At 52.6% G+C, this 17,390-nt stretch carries 9 protein-coding genes; 1 reads left to right on the top strand and 8 read right to left on the bottom strand.

Annotated features, from left to right (window positions below; genetic code table 11):
- Positions 1-194 precede the first annotated feature (194 nt).
- From ACE6ED_RS18510 to ACE6ED_RS18495, 4 genes are read right to left on the bottom strand one after another with little or no spacing between them, the layout of a single operon-like run.
- Positions 195-1,562 (bottom strand): Gfo/Idh/MocA family protein, encoded by a 1,368-nt coding sequence (locus tag ACE6ED_RS18510; RefSeq protein WP_410828702.1) that lies wholly within the window; start codon positions 1,560-1,562, stop codon positions 195-197.
- Entirely contained in the window at positions 1,538-3,088 is a 1,551-nt protein-coding gene (locus tag ACE6ED_RS18505) for an extracellular solute-binding protein (protein WP_410828701.1), read from the bottom strand. The genes ACE6ED_RS18510 and ACE6ED_RS18505 overlap by 25 nt, the downstream gene beginning before the upstream one ends.
- Before the next feature lie 25 nt (positions 3,089-3,113).
- Positions 3,114-3,983, bottom strand: coding sequence for a carbohydrate ABC transporter permease (locus tag ACE6ED_RS18500; protein ID WP_410828700.1), 870 nt, complete (start codon positions 3,981-3,983; stop codon positions 3,114-3,116).
- Positions 3,983-4,939, bottom strand: a complete 957-nt coding sequence (locus tag ACE6ED_RS18495; RefSeq protein ID WP_410828699.1) for an ABC transporter permease — start codon at positions 4,937-4,939, stop codon at positions 3,983-3,985. The genes ACE6ED_RS18500 and ACE6ED_RS18495 overlap by 1 nt, the downstream gene beginning before the upstream one ends.
- A 393-nt stretch (positions 4,940-5,332) precedes the next feature.
- Between ACE6ED_RS18495 and ACE6ED_RS18490 the strand changes: the two genes are divergently transcribed.
- The gene (locus ACE6ED_RS18490; protein ID WP_410828698.1) at positions 5,333-5,854 is read left to right on the top strand and encodes a hypothetical protein; all 522 of its coding nucleotides are present in this window, start codon (positions 5,333-5,335) and stop codon (positions 5,852-5,854) included.
- Positions 5,855-6,160: 306 nt separating this feature from the next.
- Here the strand turns inward: ACE6ED_RS18490 and ACE6ED_RS18485 are convergent, their stop codons facing one another.
- From ACE6ED_RS18485 to ACE6ED_RS18470, 4 genes are all read right to left on the bottom strand, one after another.
- On the bottom strand, positions 6,161-6,667 hold the full coding sequence (locus ACE6ED_RS18485; RefSeq protein WP_410828697.1) for a P-loop NTPase family protein: 507 nt from the start codon (positions 6,665-6,667) through the stop codon (positions 6,161-6,163).
- A 3-nt stretch (positions 6,668-6,670) separates the two neighbouring features.
- A complete protein-coding gene (locus ACE6ED_RS18480) occupies positions 6,671-7,267 on the bottom strand; it encodes a chloramphenicol phosphotransferase CPT family protein (RefSeq protein ID WP_410828696.1) in 597 nt (198 codons plus the stop codon).
- Between the two features lie 456 nt (positions 7,268-7,723).
- Positions 7,724-9,223 (bottom strand): amidase family protein, encoded by a 1,500-nt coding sequence (locus ACE6ED_RS18475; protein WP_410828695.1) that lies wholly within the window; start codon positions 9,221-9,223, stop codon positions 7,724-7,726.
- Between the two features lie 275 nt (positions 9,224-9,498).
- Positions 9,499-17,175, bottom strand: a complete 7,677-nt coding sequence (locus tag ACE6ED_RS18470; RefSeq protein ID WP_410828694.1) for a cadherin-like beta sandwich domain-containing protein — start codon at positions 17,173-17,175, stop codon at positions 9,499-9,501.
- Positions 17,176-17,390 lie beyond the last annotated feature (215 nt).

Genomic DNA, 17,390 nt, shown 5'->3' with positions numbered 1-17,390 from the left:
CTTTACTGCAGTATATTCCCCATTATACTGCCCCCGCCCATACCTGACGACCCGGCCCCGCGCCTTATTTGTCCGCCATACGCTCCGGTATGCCCGGTCTTGGGGCTTAGTTGTCCGCCGATGGCCCCGGAGCGTTCCGCCCGCCGGCCGTGACCATAGCCTCGGCTGCTTTGCTCCGCATCACGGGTCCGTAATCATCCTTTTCCTCCTTTGGCGAATGCCGCTTCCAAGCCTTCCGCTTTCCCGGTGCGGCTTCCTCCCGCACCCAGCACCTCTTCGATGGCTACCGGCCGGCCCTCCTCCGCCGAACGCCACACGGCTTCGCCCGCCGCGACGGCGTAGGCCCCGTCTTTCGCACCGGACAGTACACGGTATCCGCGCTCCGCTTCACCCAGGAACAAATCCTCCAGCAGCAGCGGATCCCCGCCGCCGTGTCCGCCTTCGCGGTGCACGACATGAATCGTCTCCTTGGACCCGAACAGCGGAAAATAGTCAATAGTCTGCACCGGCACCGGAAACGGGACGCGCGCCGGGATATGGTACTCCGTCGTTTCCAGCCGGCCGTGCGTGCCGTTGATTGCCAGGCGGTACCCCTCATAGGGCAGCGAAAAATTCACCGAATAACTCATCATGGCGCCGCCGCTGTATTTTACAGTTGCTGTATAGGTGTCCTCGATGGCGATGGATGAGTCAAAAATACACCGGTCCGGACGATAGTCCGTATAAGGAAAATCCGTGCCGCCACCTTCCAGCGACCGCAAATGGTCGTCGGCAATCCGCAGCCGGCGGCTGCGGGAATTCCAGCGCGATTCATAAGCGCAGCGTTCGGCCACATGGCAGGTGCGGCAGTGCCGGCCGTCCTCCTTCGCGGGATTCCACTCGCCATCCGCCCCGTAATAGTTCAGCGCGCCGTAGGCAAACACTTCCACCGGCTTCTGTCCGGTCCACCATTGAACTAGATCGAAATGATGACTGCATTTATGGACGGATAATCCGCCGGAGCAGGCCCGCTCGCGGTTCCAACGTTTAAAATAACTCGCCCCATGATGCGTATCCAGATACCAGTTCAAATCAATAGAGGTGATCCGGCCGATCCGGCCTTCCCGGATGAGCTCTTTGATCCGCATATGCACCGGCATATAGCGGTAGTTAAACGTGACGTACACTCTGCCCCGGCTGGCTGCCTCCGCGTCCAGCACCACCCGGGCGTCCGCTCCGGTTGTGGTCATGGGCTTCTCGGCTATAACGTCGAGATCCTTTTGCAGCGCCGCCACAATATACCGGGCATGCGTATCATCCCGGCCCGCCGCAATAATGCAGTCGGGTTTCGTCTCCTCGGCCATCCGGTCGAAGTCCTCCGTGCCGTAGACCGCCACGCCGCCGCTGTCCGGAAAACGTGTGCGATACTGCTCAAAACGCGCGGGGTCGGGATCAAGCAGAGCAACAATCTCCGCCCGCTCCGAAAACAGTTCATGAATCGGCTTCGCGAACTGGCCGAGTGCCCGGCCGCTTACCCCGCAGAGCGCGTACCGGCGCTTCACGATTTCACCTTGGCGTACCATTCCTGCACCCGTTTCGTTACTTCGTCGCCGCCGGACGCCTTCCATTTGGCCACATACTCGTCGAACGCTTCAATCGGCAGCTCGCCGATTACGATTTTGGTCAACGTCTCCTGGAACAGCTTGTGGGACTGGATGTCCGGGTAACCTTCGTAAACGGAGGCCGGGAGTCCGTCGCCGGCAATCTGCCGCGCGTCCGCTTTGCTCACCATGAACATGTCTTTTACCATCTGCTGCTGATCTTCGGGATACGTCTCTTCGATCCGTTTCTCCATGTCTTCTTCGGTGGTCAGGTTTTTCATCCCCAGCGCAATCGGTTTATTATCAGCCGGCGGCAAAATCACTTTTCTTCCGTCTTTCACTTCATGCTGATGCCCTTCCAGACCAAAACGGACAAACTCCTCATTCTCCGGGTTGTAAAAGAAGTCAAGCAGCTTCAGCGCATTTGGCGCATTTTTTTCGTTGACGGACGGGATAACCCATTCAGGTTCGCCCATGCTCTTTTGGGTGACAAACGGTTCAAAACCTTCGGCCTTCGGCAGCGGCATGGCGGCAATATAAGCATCCGGCGCTTTGGTCAAAATGGCATTGTAACGGTCGCGCACGCTCGCCGGCAGATGGTACCAGCTGCCTACCTGGTTGTTGTTGATTTTGGCCTGCCACACTTCTCCTTTATTCAGGAACGTTTCGTTGTCGAGCAGCTTTTCCTCATACAGCTTGCGGATAAAAACAATCGCTTCCCGCATGTTGTCCGTTACGCCCGCATACTGGATTTCTCCGTCATAAATATCCCACTCGGGGTACCCTTCCCACATCGCGACCCCGTAGATTGCAAACAGGTGATCCATCCAACGTCCAAATTCCCGGCCGCTGGTCGGCAGCTCGTCGGCCGTACCGTTGCCGTTCGGGTCCTGGTCCCGGAATGCTTTCAGCAGCTCTACGTATTCGTCGACCGTCTTGGGCATTTCCTTGCCGACCTTCTCCACCCAGTCCTGGCGGATCATCGGCGCGCGTTCGGGAACGAGGAACACTTTGGGGATGTAGTAAATTTTGCCGTCCGGCGAAGCGGATCGCACGATGTCCCAGGCTTCCTGCGGGATGCTTTTCCAGACGTTTGGCGCATATTCGGGCAGCAGATCATCAAGCGGCAGCGCGCCGCCCTGCTGGATCAGCGTTTGTTCCACACCGCCGATCGGACGGAGAATATCCGGCAGCTCGGCAGAAGCGATCATCAAATTCAGATACTCCGAAGGCTCGGAGCCGGGCGGTGTGGTTTCCAGCTCGTAGCGGACGCCAGTCCGCTCCTCGATGTACTTCACATGCGGATCGTCGGCGGCAGGCATCGTGCCCAACCCCATATGGCTTTTGAAGACTTTGACCGTGGCAGCCCCCGTCTCGCCGCCAGCCGCCCCGCTGCCGCCGCTTGCCTCGGCTCCTCCGTTGGTATTGCCGTTTCCTCCGCCGCAGCCTGCAAGCGCAAGCGCCAGCGCTCCAGTCAGGATAAGCATTTTGTGGATACGCGTTCTCATAAGCAACCTCCTCAGGTTTGGCTTTCTATTCTTTGAGGGAGCCGAGCAGGGCCCCTTTTACAAAGTACTTTTGGAGATACGGGTACACGAGGATAATGGGGACGCTTGCAAAAATAATCGTCGCCGCCTTCAGAGTCGTTGTATTAAATCCCGGATCGGTCAGCGCCAGGTTAATCTGCGCCAGCTCTTCGGGACTCTGCAGATATGCCCGCAGCTTCATCTGCAAGGGCCACAAATCCTGATCCCGCAGAAAGAGCACCGCCCGCTGAAATGTATTCCAGTACCCCACCGCGTAAAACAGGCTGACTGTAGCGAGCACCGGCTTCGACAGCGGCAGATAGATGCGGAACAAAATGCGGAAGTCGTGGCAGCCGTCAATCCGTGCGCTGTCGTCCAGCTCTTTTGGCAGGCCCGAAAAAAAGGTGCGCAGAATGACCATATTAAACGTTCCGATCACGCCCGGAATAATGAGCGCCCAGATGGAATTCATCATGCCAAGCTCCCGGACCGTCAGGAAAAACGGGATCATCGGCGCATTAAAGATCATGGTGATCACAATGAACAGCATGACGGGACGGCGGATCAGGAATTCCTGACGCGACAGCGGAAACGCCGTGAGCACCGAAAACAGCATGCTAACTAGTGTCCCGACGACCGTTATGAACACGGTTACACCAAATGACCTCCACAACCCCGCGTTTTCCAAAATGTGCGCCCAGGAGGCGGTGGTGAATTCGACGGGCAGCAGAAACACTTCCTTGGAATCAGCCGCAATCGGCGAGCTGAACGAAACGGCCAGCAGCTGCAGTAGCGGCAGGATCATGGTCAAAGCCGCGGCGGAGAGCAAGACATAATTCAGAACCTGGAACGAGGTTTCGCCAAGGGTGCGTTTCATTACCACAGCCCCTCTCCCGTTTTTTTGGCAAGCCGGTTAAAAATCCAGAGTAAAATGAAACCGATTACAGACTGGAAGACGCCGATCGCCGTCGTCACGCTGTACTGCCCTTGAAGCACGCCGGACCGGTATACATACGTTTCAATAATATCGCCGACCGAATACGTCATAGGCGTAAGCAGATTGTACACCTGATCAAAGCCCAGCTCCAGGAAATTGCCGATATTAAGCAGGAACAAGATGAGAATGGTCGGGAACAGCGCCGGCAGCGTAATGTAAATCGCCTGCTTCAGTTTGCCCGCGCCGTCCATCACAGCGGCTTCATATTGGCTTTGGTCAATACTGCTGATCGCCGCCAGGTAAATGATCGTTCCCCAGCCCACCTCTTTCCAGATGGAAGAAAGGACGATGATCGGCCGGAAATACGCTTCCTGCTGCATGTAGAGCACCGGCTCGTAGCCGAACCACCCCCGGATGGAGTTGATGATCCCGCCGGATGCCAGTACCTCAAACACGATGCCGCCGACGACAACCCAGGACAGGAAATGCGGAAGATAAAACAGGCTTTGGAGGAACCGTTTTGCCAGCATCTGCCGTACTTCATTAAACAGGAGCGCCAGCAAAATCGGAGCCGGAAACCCCATCACCAGTTTGTACAGGGCGATCAGGGCGGTATTGCGCAGCACATTGTAGAAATCCTGGTACGTAAAAATAAATTTGAAGTTGTCGAGTCCCACCCAGGGACTGTCCAGTATGCCTTTGAAAATCTGATAGTTCTGAAAAGCGATGACGCTTCCCCCGAGCGGAATGTATTTGAACACAATATAGAACAAAATGCCCGGGAAGATCATGACGTACAGCATCCAATGCTTTTTCATGTTATCCAAATAACGGTTGTTCACCCGTTTGACGGCAACGCCGGGAACCAGGTCGGTTCGCTCCGACAGCTCTGCCATGAATGTCCAGCCTCCTTTTCCCCTGATGATGTGAAGGGCGCCTGTTGCCAGCATACGGTCGGGAAAGCTTACGCACAATCATGCGATCAGCCAGAGGATGAGCAAATCCTTGAGCGCCGGGGGTTCTGGCAAATCGGTTCATCGGCTGGCGAATCGGTTGGTTATGAAATTGGAGCGGGAAGGTGCGGTTCGCAGCCGAGGAATGAAATGATTCGAGAGCCCGAGACAATGCGGTCTTGGCGCCACTCCGGAGCGCTTTTTTATTTATTTTTCTGAAAGATGTAACCTTTTTTCCTTTTCGTTCGTCTAATAGATATAAGGCCGTTTAGATCTGAACATAATGGGTATATAGCCTTATGTATTACATAAATTTGCAAGGGGGAACGGATAAACATGAGAATCAAGAAGTCGGCCTATGGGGTATCGTTTCTTGTCCTTTTGTTCTTGTCCCTGATCGCAACCGCAAGCACGGCCGGCACGACGGCGCAAGCCGGTGCGAGAAGCCAGCAGCTGACAGTATATATCGACGGCCTTCGAACGGAAACGGGAGCGGCGACGCTGACCGCAGACGAGCTGGAATGGTACGAAGGAGCCGCGGCGGATGCCGAGTTTGCCCGCCAGGAGCCTGACGCAGCCGCAGAGCTCGGCGGAGCACCGGACGGATATTATATCGTTAACGATTTTGAACAGCTTGCCCAATACCCGATCGCGGACGACTGCAAGGTCGTGTTGCAGATTTACGATCACACCGGCAACCCGGAAGATCTCGATATTCAGTGGAACGAAGAGATTTCGCTGCAGAAGTTCGGTGAACTGTATCACAACACTTCGGTGCTGAATCTGGGCGACTTCCCGTATCACCTCACCATCGAGGACGGTCAAGTGGTCAAGATTGTCCAGCAGTATATTCCTTAATCACACAAGCCAGCCAAATCACAAGTCAAAGCCTAAGCGCCTTCGGGCGCTTTTTTTGTTTGGTTTTACAGCCCGAAAAAAGTGGTCTGCACAGTCCCCGTCGAGGTTCAACGCCACATCAATTTCTATACCCTCCATCGTGTTTCAAAACAAACGGAAAAAGCCTCGGTCCAGCAGAGTACCGGACTAAGGCTGCTTGATTGCTTTTTTTACAATCGTCTAGTCGGTATAAGTTCAGGGTAAAGATCAGGATCAGGCTCCCGTCGTTTTATTGAGCTCTTCCGTTAGCTAATAAGAAAAAACAAGTCATCTCCATTGGAGTTCAAGCACATCCAAATTATCGTGAACGAGGATCATTTTGTCCTTATATTCCCAATGGCTGATCAAGTTAGGCAGCTTCGTCAGAATGTAGTCTTTATTCCATGCCAATAAGTTGTGGATACCTTCGAGCGTCTCTTGCTTCTTAGTTGGGATGATTTCTACAACACGTTCTTCATATCGCTTCCAGATCCGTTCCTCTTGAACGGACAATGGTGTCATCAGTACGACAATCTTATCTGCAGCAGCAAAACTTGGCGTTACCCACGACCTGTAAACGCCTTCTGTGATCCACGAATCATTTCCGATGATTTCACTGAGCCGGCGGTCACGCTCATCCTCTGGTGCCTTTACACCATACTCTTTCGAGTGATTATCCCAGAAAATATCGTCTAGATCGTAATGCGGGATATGAAGTTTATCACTTAATAAAGCCGCTATGTAAGATTTACCGCTTCCTGAGCCGCCGATGATATGGATTCGGATTGCTAACACCTCCTATGAAATACCAATCTCTCTTTTACTTAATTTTTTAAATGCCGAGTAATCCTGATCGGACTTGATAAAACTTAATATTTTTTCGGCACATTCTGTTGGATTCGACTCTTCAGTATTTACTTCAATGTCATATTCATTAAAGCAATATACTTTGTCGAACTGGGAACTTGCTAGTCCGATCTGTCGATCTCCTCTAATTTGCTCTCTTCTTATGAGTTCTTCTTTCGAGCATATTACACCTATAAATAACGTAGGCTGACCGGAAAATACATCAAGACACTCATTAAACCACTTGTCATTCTCGATTACGGTATCTACGATTACATTCAAACCCATTTCTGAAAACAATTTAACTGTCGAATAGAACATTGAGACTATGGGATCAAAAATAATTTGTGCGACAACATGATCATCTACTTTTCTTGTAGGTTCAATATTCGGAAATTTTTTATCAATAAATTCATTGAAATTATGAAAAAAATCATCTATTGACAGATGATGAAAAAGAATCTCTTTCTGATTTACCAGTTCAGTAGAAATACTAGTTTTTCCGGAACTTGAAGTTCCGTTCAACAGCACAATTAATCCTCGTTTCAAACGAATCACCCTCACCTATAAGATTTACGTATCCTTCAGTTAACGTTGTATTAACAACTCTATAGATTTATCCAACCAAGAGAATATTCGAGAACCGATTTAATTGCCCTGCCCGTTACTTCAATGAACAAAGGCAACCGATCTAGCCGGCTGTCTTTGTGCGGGTACACTTTCACTCCATAACTCACTTAGGTTCAAAAAAACCTCCCTTTAGAAGCTATCAAATCTAGTTTGCTTCTGAGGAGAGGTTTTAATCTTACTGAAATATTGATCTAACGTTTTCCTTTAGTTTAAAAAGAATTGAGAGATCATACAGTTAGTCCAAGCTTATTAATGAGTAAATCACCTTGTTCGATTTTCAATGAGTTCTTTTCTTGCTTAAATTCCCAACCCATTTCAATCGCATGCCTTATTAAACGTTCGCAATTCCTAAGGCTATGTGGATTAAAATGCCAACTACCTTCCCATGTGAATGACCGGATCGGGCGGCGCAAAGCGGCTATTGCTTGCTTGCTCGTAAGCATAGGCAAGTCTGAATAACGTAGGTTCGCTATATGCGGTTCCGATAAAGGTTACCCCTTGCGGACCCTTGGTCGTATAGCCCCCTTCTGCGATGATTCCTGTGTCCGCATATCCTCCCGGTACTGTAATTGCAGGATACCCCGCACGTGCGGACAAATCGAGCCCCTCCTCGTTGCCAAGAAACAGCAGCGCGTCCAATCGATACTCGCGGATCGCGTAGTCGATCCCCTGGCCTCGGGCTATCTCCCGGTTCAGGCGTAAACTCTCAATATACTCCGTTTCGGTTAACATGCCACTCGTTTCGTTAGACCAAATTAGTGTATCTTGGCCATATTTAAGCGCGGAGTCGCGATTCGTTTCGTTATAGGCTATGAGTTCATCTAACGTTCTAACCGAAGCACCCGAACCTGCTCTGGCGAGATAATCGTTGAGCCCTTTCTTAAACTCGAAGCGCATCACGTCCCAGTCCCACTTAGCACTCTCGCAAGGTAACGATATCGGGTCGACGATAGTGGCTCCGCATTCCTTGCACAAGGCGATCGCCCGTTCGATAATCGCTAACCGGGCTTGATCCAGTCCTCGATAATATTGACGTGGTATACCGATTCTTGCATCACGCAAACCATCAGGATTCAAAAACTGTGTATAGTCCTTGTGCGCTATCCGCTCATTAGATAACATGGCTGCATCTTGCGGGTCTGCCGCTGTCATGGCGCCGAGTAAGATCGCAGCATCCCTGACTGTCCGAGTCATTGGGCCGGCTGAATCTTGACTTTGAGTAATCGGGATGATCCCCGAACGACTGACAAGTCCGATTGTGGGCTTCAAGCCGACGAGGTAATTCTGCGAGGACGGACTGATGATTGAACCGGATGTTTCTGTCCCGATGGCAGCGGTACACAAATTCGCGGCAACTGCTACACCAGAGCCCGAGCTAGAGCCGCCTACGAACAATTCACCAGGTCCATAAGGATTGAGTGTCAACCCTCCTCTGGAGCTATACCCTGCCCACATCGTAGGCGACATGAAATTCGCCCATTCCGTCATATTCGCCTTGCCCAAAAATACCGCTCCTGCAGCCCTTAATTGCGCGGCTACGGAAGAATCCCTCGGTGCGAAATGGTTCGCCAGCGCCACCGACCCTGCACTAGTGTGCATACGGTCACCTGTATCGATATTGTCCTTGAGCACGATTGGGATGCCGTGAAGCGGTCCACGTGATTCGCCTTGCTGTCGTTCTTCGTCTAACGACTCTGCGACAGCAAGTGCGTCCGGATTCACTTCCAGCACCGCTTTCAGTATAGGGTTAAATCGTTCAATTCGCTCCAGATACCAGCGAACGCAATCCACTGCCGTTAACATGCCTGATTCCATCGCCGCTTGTATCGAAGCAATGTCTGCCTCGAATAACATTTCGTTAATCGTTCTGTCCATTTTTTGAGAGGCACTCCAATTCTGTTTTTCTATGTTTAGGAAATGTCCGATATTAATAGCATACAGCTATCAGGAATCAAAATCACTTTTTCTGTGTAATTTTTAGAATGAATACTAATATAATCATACATACATCTCACCTCACTCTGTATATCAACTATTCGAAAAAGAACAGCGGATTCCCTTCTGACAACCGTTCAATGCTCTGCCATTTACGCAAACAAAACGGCGCCCGCCTCCCATTAAGGGAAGGGGCGCCGTTTGGACGATCCATGTTACTTCGACTGCAGCTGCTCTCCGCCTTCAGGACGGAGGGAGTAGCTGTGATCTCGGGAAGCTTCTTCGACCTCGGCATAAGACCAATGTCCGGCCGGTACATCCGGCCAGGCCGGTTCGGTTACACCGTACAGCGGGCCGCGGCCGAACAAGCGGTTAACGATCTTGACGGCGGCGCTCCGCTGAAGCGCGTCCTTCGGCCGGTACGTACCGTCGCCGAATCCGTCAAGAATACCGGCGTTCTGTGCGGCCGCAATTTCGGCTGCCGCCCAATGCGAAGCAGTATCGGTAAATCCTCCTGCAGTGGACGCCGTAAGCTCAAGCTTTTTGTAGCGTGCGGCGATAGCTGCCATCTCTCCGCGGCTGACCGGCTGATCGGCACGGAACAGGCCGCGGTTGTCACCCACCATGAGACCGGACGATTTGACGAATTCAATCGCTCCGGAAGCCCAGTGGGTGGACTTCACATCGGGATATGAGGAAGCCGAAGGGTTTGACGCCTGCTTGTATCCCAGGTTTTTTGCCAGAATGGAGGCCATTTCGGCCCGCGTAATACTGCGGTTCGGCTTGAACGTGCCGTCCGGGTAGCCATTGATGTAAGCGGTGTGCGAATTCGCTTGGCTTCCATCTTTGCCTGCGCCGGTAAGCAGCTCCAGCGCCGCGGCGTAATCGGCCCATCCTCTCATATCAAGCACTGTAAATGTACTGAATTTATTGACGCCAAACTCCAGTCCGATCGTGCCATCCTTGTAATCCACGGCTTTTGCCTTAACGAGCTCTTTATCTCCGTCGCTGTGCTCAATGAAAATCGCCAGGTTCGCCAGATAATTTGCTCTCTCCGCCAGGTCGGCGGGAAGAGGTACACTGCTGAGCGGAAGCGTCAGCGTAACCGGACGGCTCTGCATGTTCGTCTCAATCGTCATCGGACGGCCAACGACCAAAATCTCGTCGTTTTTGGCCACTTCGCGGACAATTTTTTCGATTCTCGCGCGTGTCTCCACCTCTTTGCGTTTGTTCTCTTCCTTGATCGGTACCAGGCGGAAGAACAGGTCTTCGTTAAATTCATTCATCGATGCGTTCGGAATTACGATTTTTACGTTGTTCGTAAAAATCTCCATATCGACTTTGGCATCGCCCATCAGCTTAAGAGCACCCCGCGGAACGTACACCTTCAGATCGGATACTTCGTCCTTGTCGTCAGGGATCACGATCCGGGCGGTCGAACCGCCTGCGGTCGCGATATTGCGTACCGCTTCCTGCGTCTGCGCTTCATTCAGCGTGACCAGATCGCTGACTTTGCCGTCGGCTGCCCGTGTGCGCAGGATCGGCGTTTGGGTCAGCAGCTGCCCGCTATTCAGGCTGCCGGACTCTACTTTAATTTTGATTTCTTCCGTCACCGGGCCGGTTGGCTGAACCGGCTGCGGAGCAGGCTCCGGTGCAGGCTCGCTGCTTGGCTGCGGCGTCGGGGCTGTGCTTGGTGCTGCACTTGGTTCTGTGCTTGGTGCCGTACTTGGCTCTGTGCTTGGTTCTGCACTTGGTTCTGTGCTCGGTGCTGCACTTGGTTCTGTGCTCGGCGCTGCACTTGGTTCTGTGCTTGGTGCTGCACTTGGTTCTGTGCTTGGTGCCGTACTTGGCTCTGTGCTCGGTGCTGCACTTGGCTCTGTGCTTGGTGCTGCACTTGGCTTCGTGCTTGGTGCTGCACTTGGTTCTGCACTTGGCGTCGCGCTTGGTGCTGCGCTCGGCTCGGCGCTTGGCTCAGGACTTGGCGTCGCGCTTGGTTCCGCACTCGGCTCGGCGCTTGGCTCAGGACTTGGCGTCGCGCTTGGTTCTGCACTCGGCGCTGCGCTTGGCTCAGGACTTGGCGTCGCACTTGGTTCCGTGCTCGGCTCGGCGCTTGGCTCCGTGCTTGGTTCTGGGTTTGCTGTCGGCGAAGGCGTTGGTGCCGGCGTAGCCGACGGCTCCGGCGAAGGCGTTGGTGTCGGCGAAGGCAGCGGAGCAGCCTCTTTTACGATATGGATCGTATAGGTCAGCTTCGTACCGTCTTCCGCAGTCACCGTAATTTCAAAGACATTGTCGCCGTCTCTCAAATCATCCAGCTGCGCCCCGTCTTTGCCGGCGATCTCATACGTCGCTTTTTTATCAGACAAAACGATCGTCAGATCAAGCCCGGTAACTTCATGTCCGATATCTACTTTGTAATCTATGATCTCGGGATCGAAAACCGGTTCCAGCGGCCATCCGCCGCCCACTTCAATACTCTTAATCTTCGCGTCCGCCGACAGGGCTTCCCGGGTTACGACCACAGTGTATGTGGTTGATGTTTTCCCGTCCTGCGCGCGAACAACAATGTCTATCTTGTTGGGTCCTACTTCAAGCGCTTTTTCGATCCGGTCATTGGCGGGCAGGCCGTCAACATACAGAATCGCCTGGGGATCACTTTTCGATACAGCCAGTTCAACTCCATCAAGACTGTTCGGAACGTTCACTGTATAACCCGTTACGTCGGATGCAAATCCAGGCGTCAACGGAAGGCTGTCGGTTCCTTCCTTCGGATATACAGTCAAGCCTGTCAGCAAGGCGTCGCTAGGAAGCAGCTTCCGGTTAACCATTACCGTATATTCACGGACAGTATGCCCATCCGCCGCGGTAACAGTAACCACCAATAGATTGCTTCCTTCCCGCAGCGATATCGGAGCATCTGCCGTTACATCCACTCCGTTGTTCGTTACGGTAAATACAGCGCCAGGGTGATTCGCTTCAATATCCAGTACAATTTCATCCTGATCGTTTGGCACTGTTGCGGAATAGTCGGCTGTTTCCGGATCAAATCCCGGTGTCAGCGCAACACCCGGCTGAATCGTCAAATCCTTCAGCGACGCATCATGACTCGGTTGTCTTGTTACGTCAATCGTATAACTGTTTTTTGTTCCGTCCTCCGCAGTAACCCGGACGACAAGCTGGTTAACTCCTGTTTTCAGCGGTATAGCCGCCCGGTCAGCAACTTTCTCGCCGCCTAGCTCCACCTCAACGGCCGCCTTTTTATCAGAGGTTAAAACCTGCAGATCGATCACTTGAGTCTGATCCGGAACAAAAGCTTCATAACTGGCCGTATTTGGTTCAAAATCCGGTGTCAGCGTAACGGGAACCGCCCCGTCCAGCAGCTCCAGCCTGGTCAGCTTCGCATCGGAGGATTTGGCGCGTACAACGGTGATGCTGTACCGCTTAATTGTTCCGTCCTGGGCCGTCACCACAATCTCAAATACGTTTTCGCCTGTATGCAGCGCCTTCAGCGATGAACCGTCTTTGCCGACGACTTCATATGCTGCAAATTCGGGATCCGACAGGACAATCGTCCAATCCAGTGAGGTGACCTCATGGCCAACCTTCACTTCATAAGCGGTTACGCCCGGATCAAAAGCAGGCTCCAGCGCAGCGTCACCATTCAACACAATCTCCCGGATGTTGGCGTCCGATGAAGGCGATTTGCGTGTGACTTTGACCGTATAGACCTGCTTCGTTTTATGATCCTGTGCCATTACGGTGACATCAAACGTATTGACGCCTTCCAAAAGGCCGATAGCGCTTTGTTGTCCCGCCGGAAGTCCGTTAATAGACAGCAGGGCATGGGAGTCGCTTGTGAGCGCCTGCAGGGAAGCCTGATCGATGGTATACGGCACTTCAACCGCATATTCGGTCACATCAGATGAGAATCCTGGTGTCAGTGTTTCCGTACCTCTGACAGTAGTTACGCTCAGGTCCGCCAGCGATGCATCTTTCGGCAGAACTTCACGGTTCACCGTCAGCGTGTATGTCTTCACTGTTGTTTGGTCTGGCGCAGTTACCTTAACAATAATGACATTGCTTCCTTCTTCAAGGTTTACAAAATTATTGATGATTTCATTACCATTATTCGTGATTGTGTACGCCGCATCCGGATGATTGGTCAGCGGGAATAAGGAGAGGGAGTTGATGCCGTTCTCTACATTGGCGGCATAATCCTCAACGCCCGGTTCAAAGCCCGGAGCATATTCCACACTGCTGTTCAGTTCCTTCAGCGATGCGTCCGTACTCGGATTTTTTGTCAAATTAACCGTGTATTTCTTGATACTGCCGTCTTCGGCTGTAACCCGGACTTCAATAACATTCAGTCCAGTCACCGGCGTCAGTAGCAGGGGATCCTCTACCTCCACGCCATTCAGCCAATAGCTGATACTGCTTACATCCGGATCTTCGGCCAATGCCGCAAGCTCCAGACTTGGAATGCTGTCCTCAATACTGGCGCTGTAGACCGTTGTATCGGGGTGGAACTCAGGCGTCAACGGCACAGGCCCGCCCTCCCCGGTCAGCGCCAGACTTTGCAGATTGGCATTACCCGAAGCCGCACGGATCACGGTCACTGTATACTCTTTTGTAGTGACCCCGTCGGGGGCAGTCGTAACAACTGTAACCAGATTTTCGCCAACCTTCAGCGGAACTGGAACCCCGCCTTTGCTCTCCAATCCGTTGACGGTATAAGTTGCAAGCGGATCGCTGGTTACTGCCGCAGCCGTTACTGCGGATACGTTATTTGCCACATGCTCCACATAAGTGGAGGTTGCAGGATCAAACCCGCCGGACAGCGGAGCGCCGTTCAGGGTTAAATCCTTCAGATCGGCGTTGGATGAAGCCTTGCGCACGATCGTAAGCGTGTAGTTCTTAATCGTTTTGCCGTCCTGCGCTCTGACCGTTACTGTAACCGTGTTGGTCCCCGTCTGCAGTTCAACTTGGGTTCCAAATTCATCGGCGGCTGGTATACCGTTCAGCAGCAGGGAGGCCGTCTTGTCTTCCATAGCTGGCGTAACCGAAATTTGCTTCACATCATTTTCGACGGTTACCGCATATTCCGTCTGATCCCGGTCAAACAGCGGGGCCAGCGAACCGGAGGATACGTCCAGACTGCTCAAATTCGCATTGGACGAAGCTTCACGGATCACGGTGACAAGCGTCGTTTTGGTCACGGCTCCGCTTTCGGAGGTGACCTTAAGGGTAACCGGATTGATTCCTACGCGCAGCGGTTTGGAATACAACGTGCCGTTTGGATGCGGCAGTCCGTCCACGCTGAGCTCGGAAGCCGGATCGATCAACCAAGGGGTCAGATTAAACGTCCCCATCCAGTTAGGAACAACGATGCTGTACGCCGTATGTTCATTGCTGAACATCGGGTTCAGCGCAGCATCCTGGACGTCAAGCGCTGCCAGGTCGGCCACATCGGACAAGGCCCGGACAATCGCAAGCCGGTATACTTTCTTGGTTATACCGTCTTGAGCGGTTACTTCGATGGTGTACATATTCGCACCGGGCGACAAATCGCCGGCTGCATACGGTACGCCGCTCGGATGGTCGGCACCGTTGATCCGGATTGTCGCTCCCGGAGCTGCGGCCGGAGTGAACGAAGCAGCGTTGACGTTATGGTCCACCGCCAGCGTGTAATCCAGTTTAGCCGGATCGAACGCAGGCAACGCCCCCGCCGGCTGTGTGGTCAGGCTCGTAAGACTCGCGTCAGACGAGGCTTTGCGAATAACGGTAATCCGGTAAGGCTTTACCGTTTTTCCGTCTTCGGATTTCACCTGAAGGGTGATTACATTTTTGCCAAACGCCAAATTCACGTCGCCGCCGGCTTCCGCTTCGCCAATCGAACCGATGCCCGTATTATTCAGCATCACGCTCAAAAAGGGGCTGGACTTGCGGACGTTCACGCGCACCTGGCTCACTTCGGGGCCGACTTCAGCCGTATAGCTCAGCTGGTGTTTGTGATAAGACGGAGACAGCGAAACCGGTTGTCCCTCTGCCGATAACGCAAGGCCTTCAGCTTCCGCCAAATCGGCATCGTTACCGGGATAGCGGATCAGCTCAACCCGGTATTCTTTGTATCCCGATCCGGCTTTGTCGGCTGCACGGATGATGACCGGTTTATATACACCGACAGCAAGTCCGCTGACCCTAAATGCCGGATAACTGCCGGAGACCGTAACTCCGGATCCCTGCTCTGTATAAGCTGTCACCAGGGTGTCATTCGGGAACATGGACGCCACATTCAGCGTAACGTCATTGTTCGGAAGCGCTCCAGTTTTATTCGGAACATGCACTTTGTAATGGGTCACCAGCCGGTTGAACACCGGATCCAGCACCCCGGCGGAAGGTTTAATGGACACCAAATCATTACCGCCTGGCTTCACATTAAATTCAAAATCGCTTGTTGTCTGCAGCTCCCCGTCGTCCAGCGTCACAGCGATACGCGCTGTTCCGATCCGGTCCTTCGCCGGCGTTATCGTTAACAGCCGTTCGTTACCGGTGCCCGTCATTTCAATGCTGGCATCGGGAACCAGGTTCTGATTGGAGGAGGAGTACGTAGCGGTAACGGGATCGCCATCCACTTCAACAATTTGAAATGCCTTGGTTGCCGGCACGTTTACCGTCGTAGTAACGCTATAGTTGAAGCCTTCGCTTGACTGGTATTTCCCAGGAGCTGGATCGTTGTATTGATATACCACACCATGCTTGGCCGCAGGCGTGGAATCTTTGATCTCTCCCCCGTCGTCCGGATTGTTCAGCTTATAGTTCGCAACCAAATTCGGCTCGCTTCCGGTCAGCCTCCGGTTCATGCTGCCTGCAATTTCCGCCTGCGTTCTGGCCTTGTTCCAGAACCGGAAATCCCGAAGGCCGCCCGTATAGTTGGCATCCATCGACCAGGTGCTTTCGCCGATATAGTTGATCGGCCTTGGCGCGCCGTCGTTAGAGGCGGCAGCATTGGCCATATTGCTTAAGTCCATAGGGCCGGATGCCTTAAGGACACCATCCCAATAGATGTAACCCATCCGCTTTTGATGATCGTACACAGCTGCGACATGCACCCATCGTTTGAGCGGCAGTTTCTCTGCCGTGGCTACATTGTATTCGTGAACTCTGTAACCTTGTTGCGGAATTCCAGAGAGGACCACATTGCCGCCGTTGCCCTGGAAACCAAAAAACACTACAAAATTATCCATACCATAAGAAGTATCGAAGAACCGCCCCCAAGTGGAGTAGCTTGTTGCATATACCTCGGTTTCCAGTGTGAAGGAATTCGCGTAAATGCCAAGATCGGGGATTGACGCATAATTTGAACCGTCAAAATCGAAATAATACGATCCGCCTACTTCGGTCAAATAAGGAGCGTCATTTACCGGCGTGACGGTAATTTGCGCCGTCTTAACCGTTTCGCCGAACTCGCCAAACTCCTCAGCAGGATAGTTCAAATGATATTCGGACCCGCTTGCTTCCGGATCTCCGGAAATCCACTCCCGGTAAGTGAAAGTAGCCGTGCCGTTCCAATCTGCATTGGGCACATAACGGATCGGTACATTACGGTTAAAAACATACATTGTACCCGGCTGCGGGGTTTCGATCGCATACCAGACAACGCCATTGAAATATTGCCATTGGCCGTGGGCATTATCTACTCCGGTAATCCCAATCCCGTTGTTGTAGATCGTCGAGGTCAGCTCTCCGGGAGAATCGAAGGTATCCTCGGCAATGGTGTTCAGCTCCGCATTTCCTGACGCTGCTTGAACCGCTGAAGGCGACGCGGGAAAGATGCCAAGCAATAAGGTAATAATGAGAAGGATGGTTAGTCCCCTGTTCGCAGTCCGTTTCTTCACAGATTCAACTCCATTTGTTCATGATGTTCCATACTAGGATGCGTGAGAACCGGCCTTGGTCTGCTAACCACCAAATGCGGAGCCTCTCAGGCACACATACGAATCGAAAATTGTCGGACATCCCTCCTACAGCCATGGATAAGTGAAGTTTGTTGCAGATAAAGATGAAAGGTACTACATATATCGGATTTCACTCGCTGTTCTTTAACATTTTT

Origin of the sequence: Paenibacillus nanchangensis (assembly GCF_046543445.1) — a bacterium.
GTDB lineage: Bacteria > Bacillota > Bacilli > Paenibacillales > Paenibacillaceae > Paenibacillus_AQ > Paenibacillus_AQ nanchangensis.
This window is presented reverse-complemented; position numbering and strand designations above follow the sequence as displayed.

Bases quoted from the DNA above. Each gene is read 5' to 3' on its own strand.
- ACE6ED_RS18475 (WP_410828695.1), bottom strand. From the start codon at position 9,223: ATGGACAGAACGATTAACGAAATGTTATTCGAGGCAGACATTGCTTCG.
- ACE6ED_RS18500 (WP_410828700.1), bottom strand. From the start codon at position 3,983: ATGAAACGCACCCTTGGCGAAACCTCGTTCCAGGTTCTGAATTATGTC.
- ACE6ED_RS18505 (WP_410828701.1), bottom strand. From the start codon at position 3,088: ATGAGAACGCGTATCCACAAAATGCTTATCCTGACTGGAGCGCTGGCG.
- ACE6ED_RS18490 (WP_410828698.1), top strand. From the start codon at position 5,333: ATGAGAATCAAGAAGTCGGCCTATGGGGTATCGTTTCTTGTCCTTTTG.
- ACE6ED_RS18495 (WP_410828699.1), bottom strand. From the start codon at position 4,939: ATGGCAGAGCTGTCGGAGCGAACCGACCTGGTTCCCGGCGTTGCCGTC.
- ACE6ED_RS18510 (WP_410828702.1), bottom strand. From the start codon at position 1,562: ATGGTACGCCAAGGTGAAATCGTGAAGCGCCGGTACGCGCTCTGCGGG.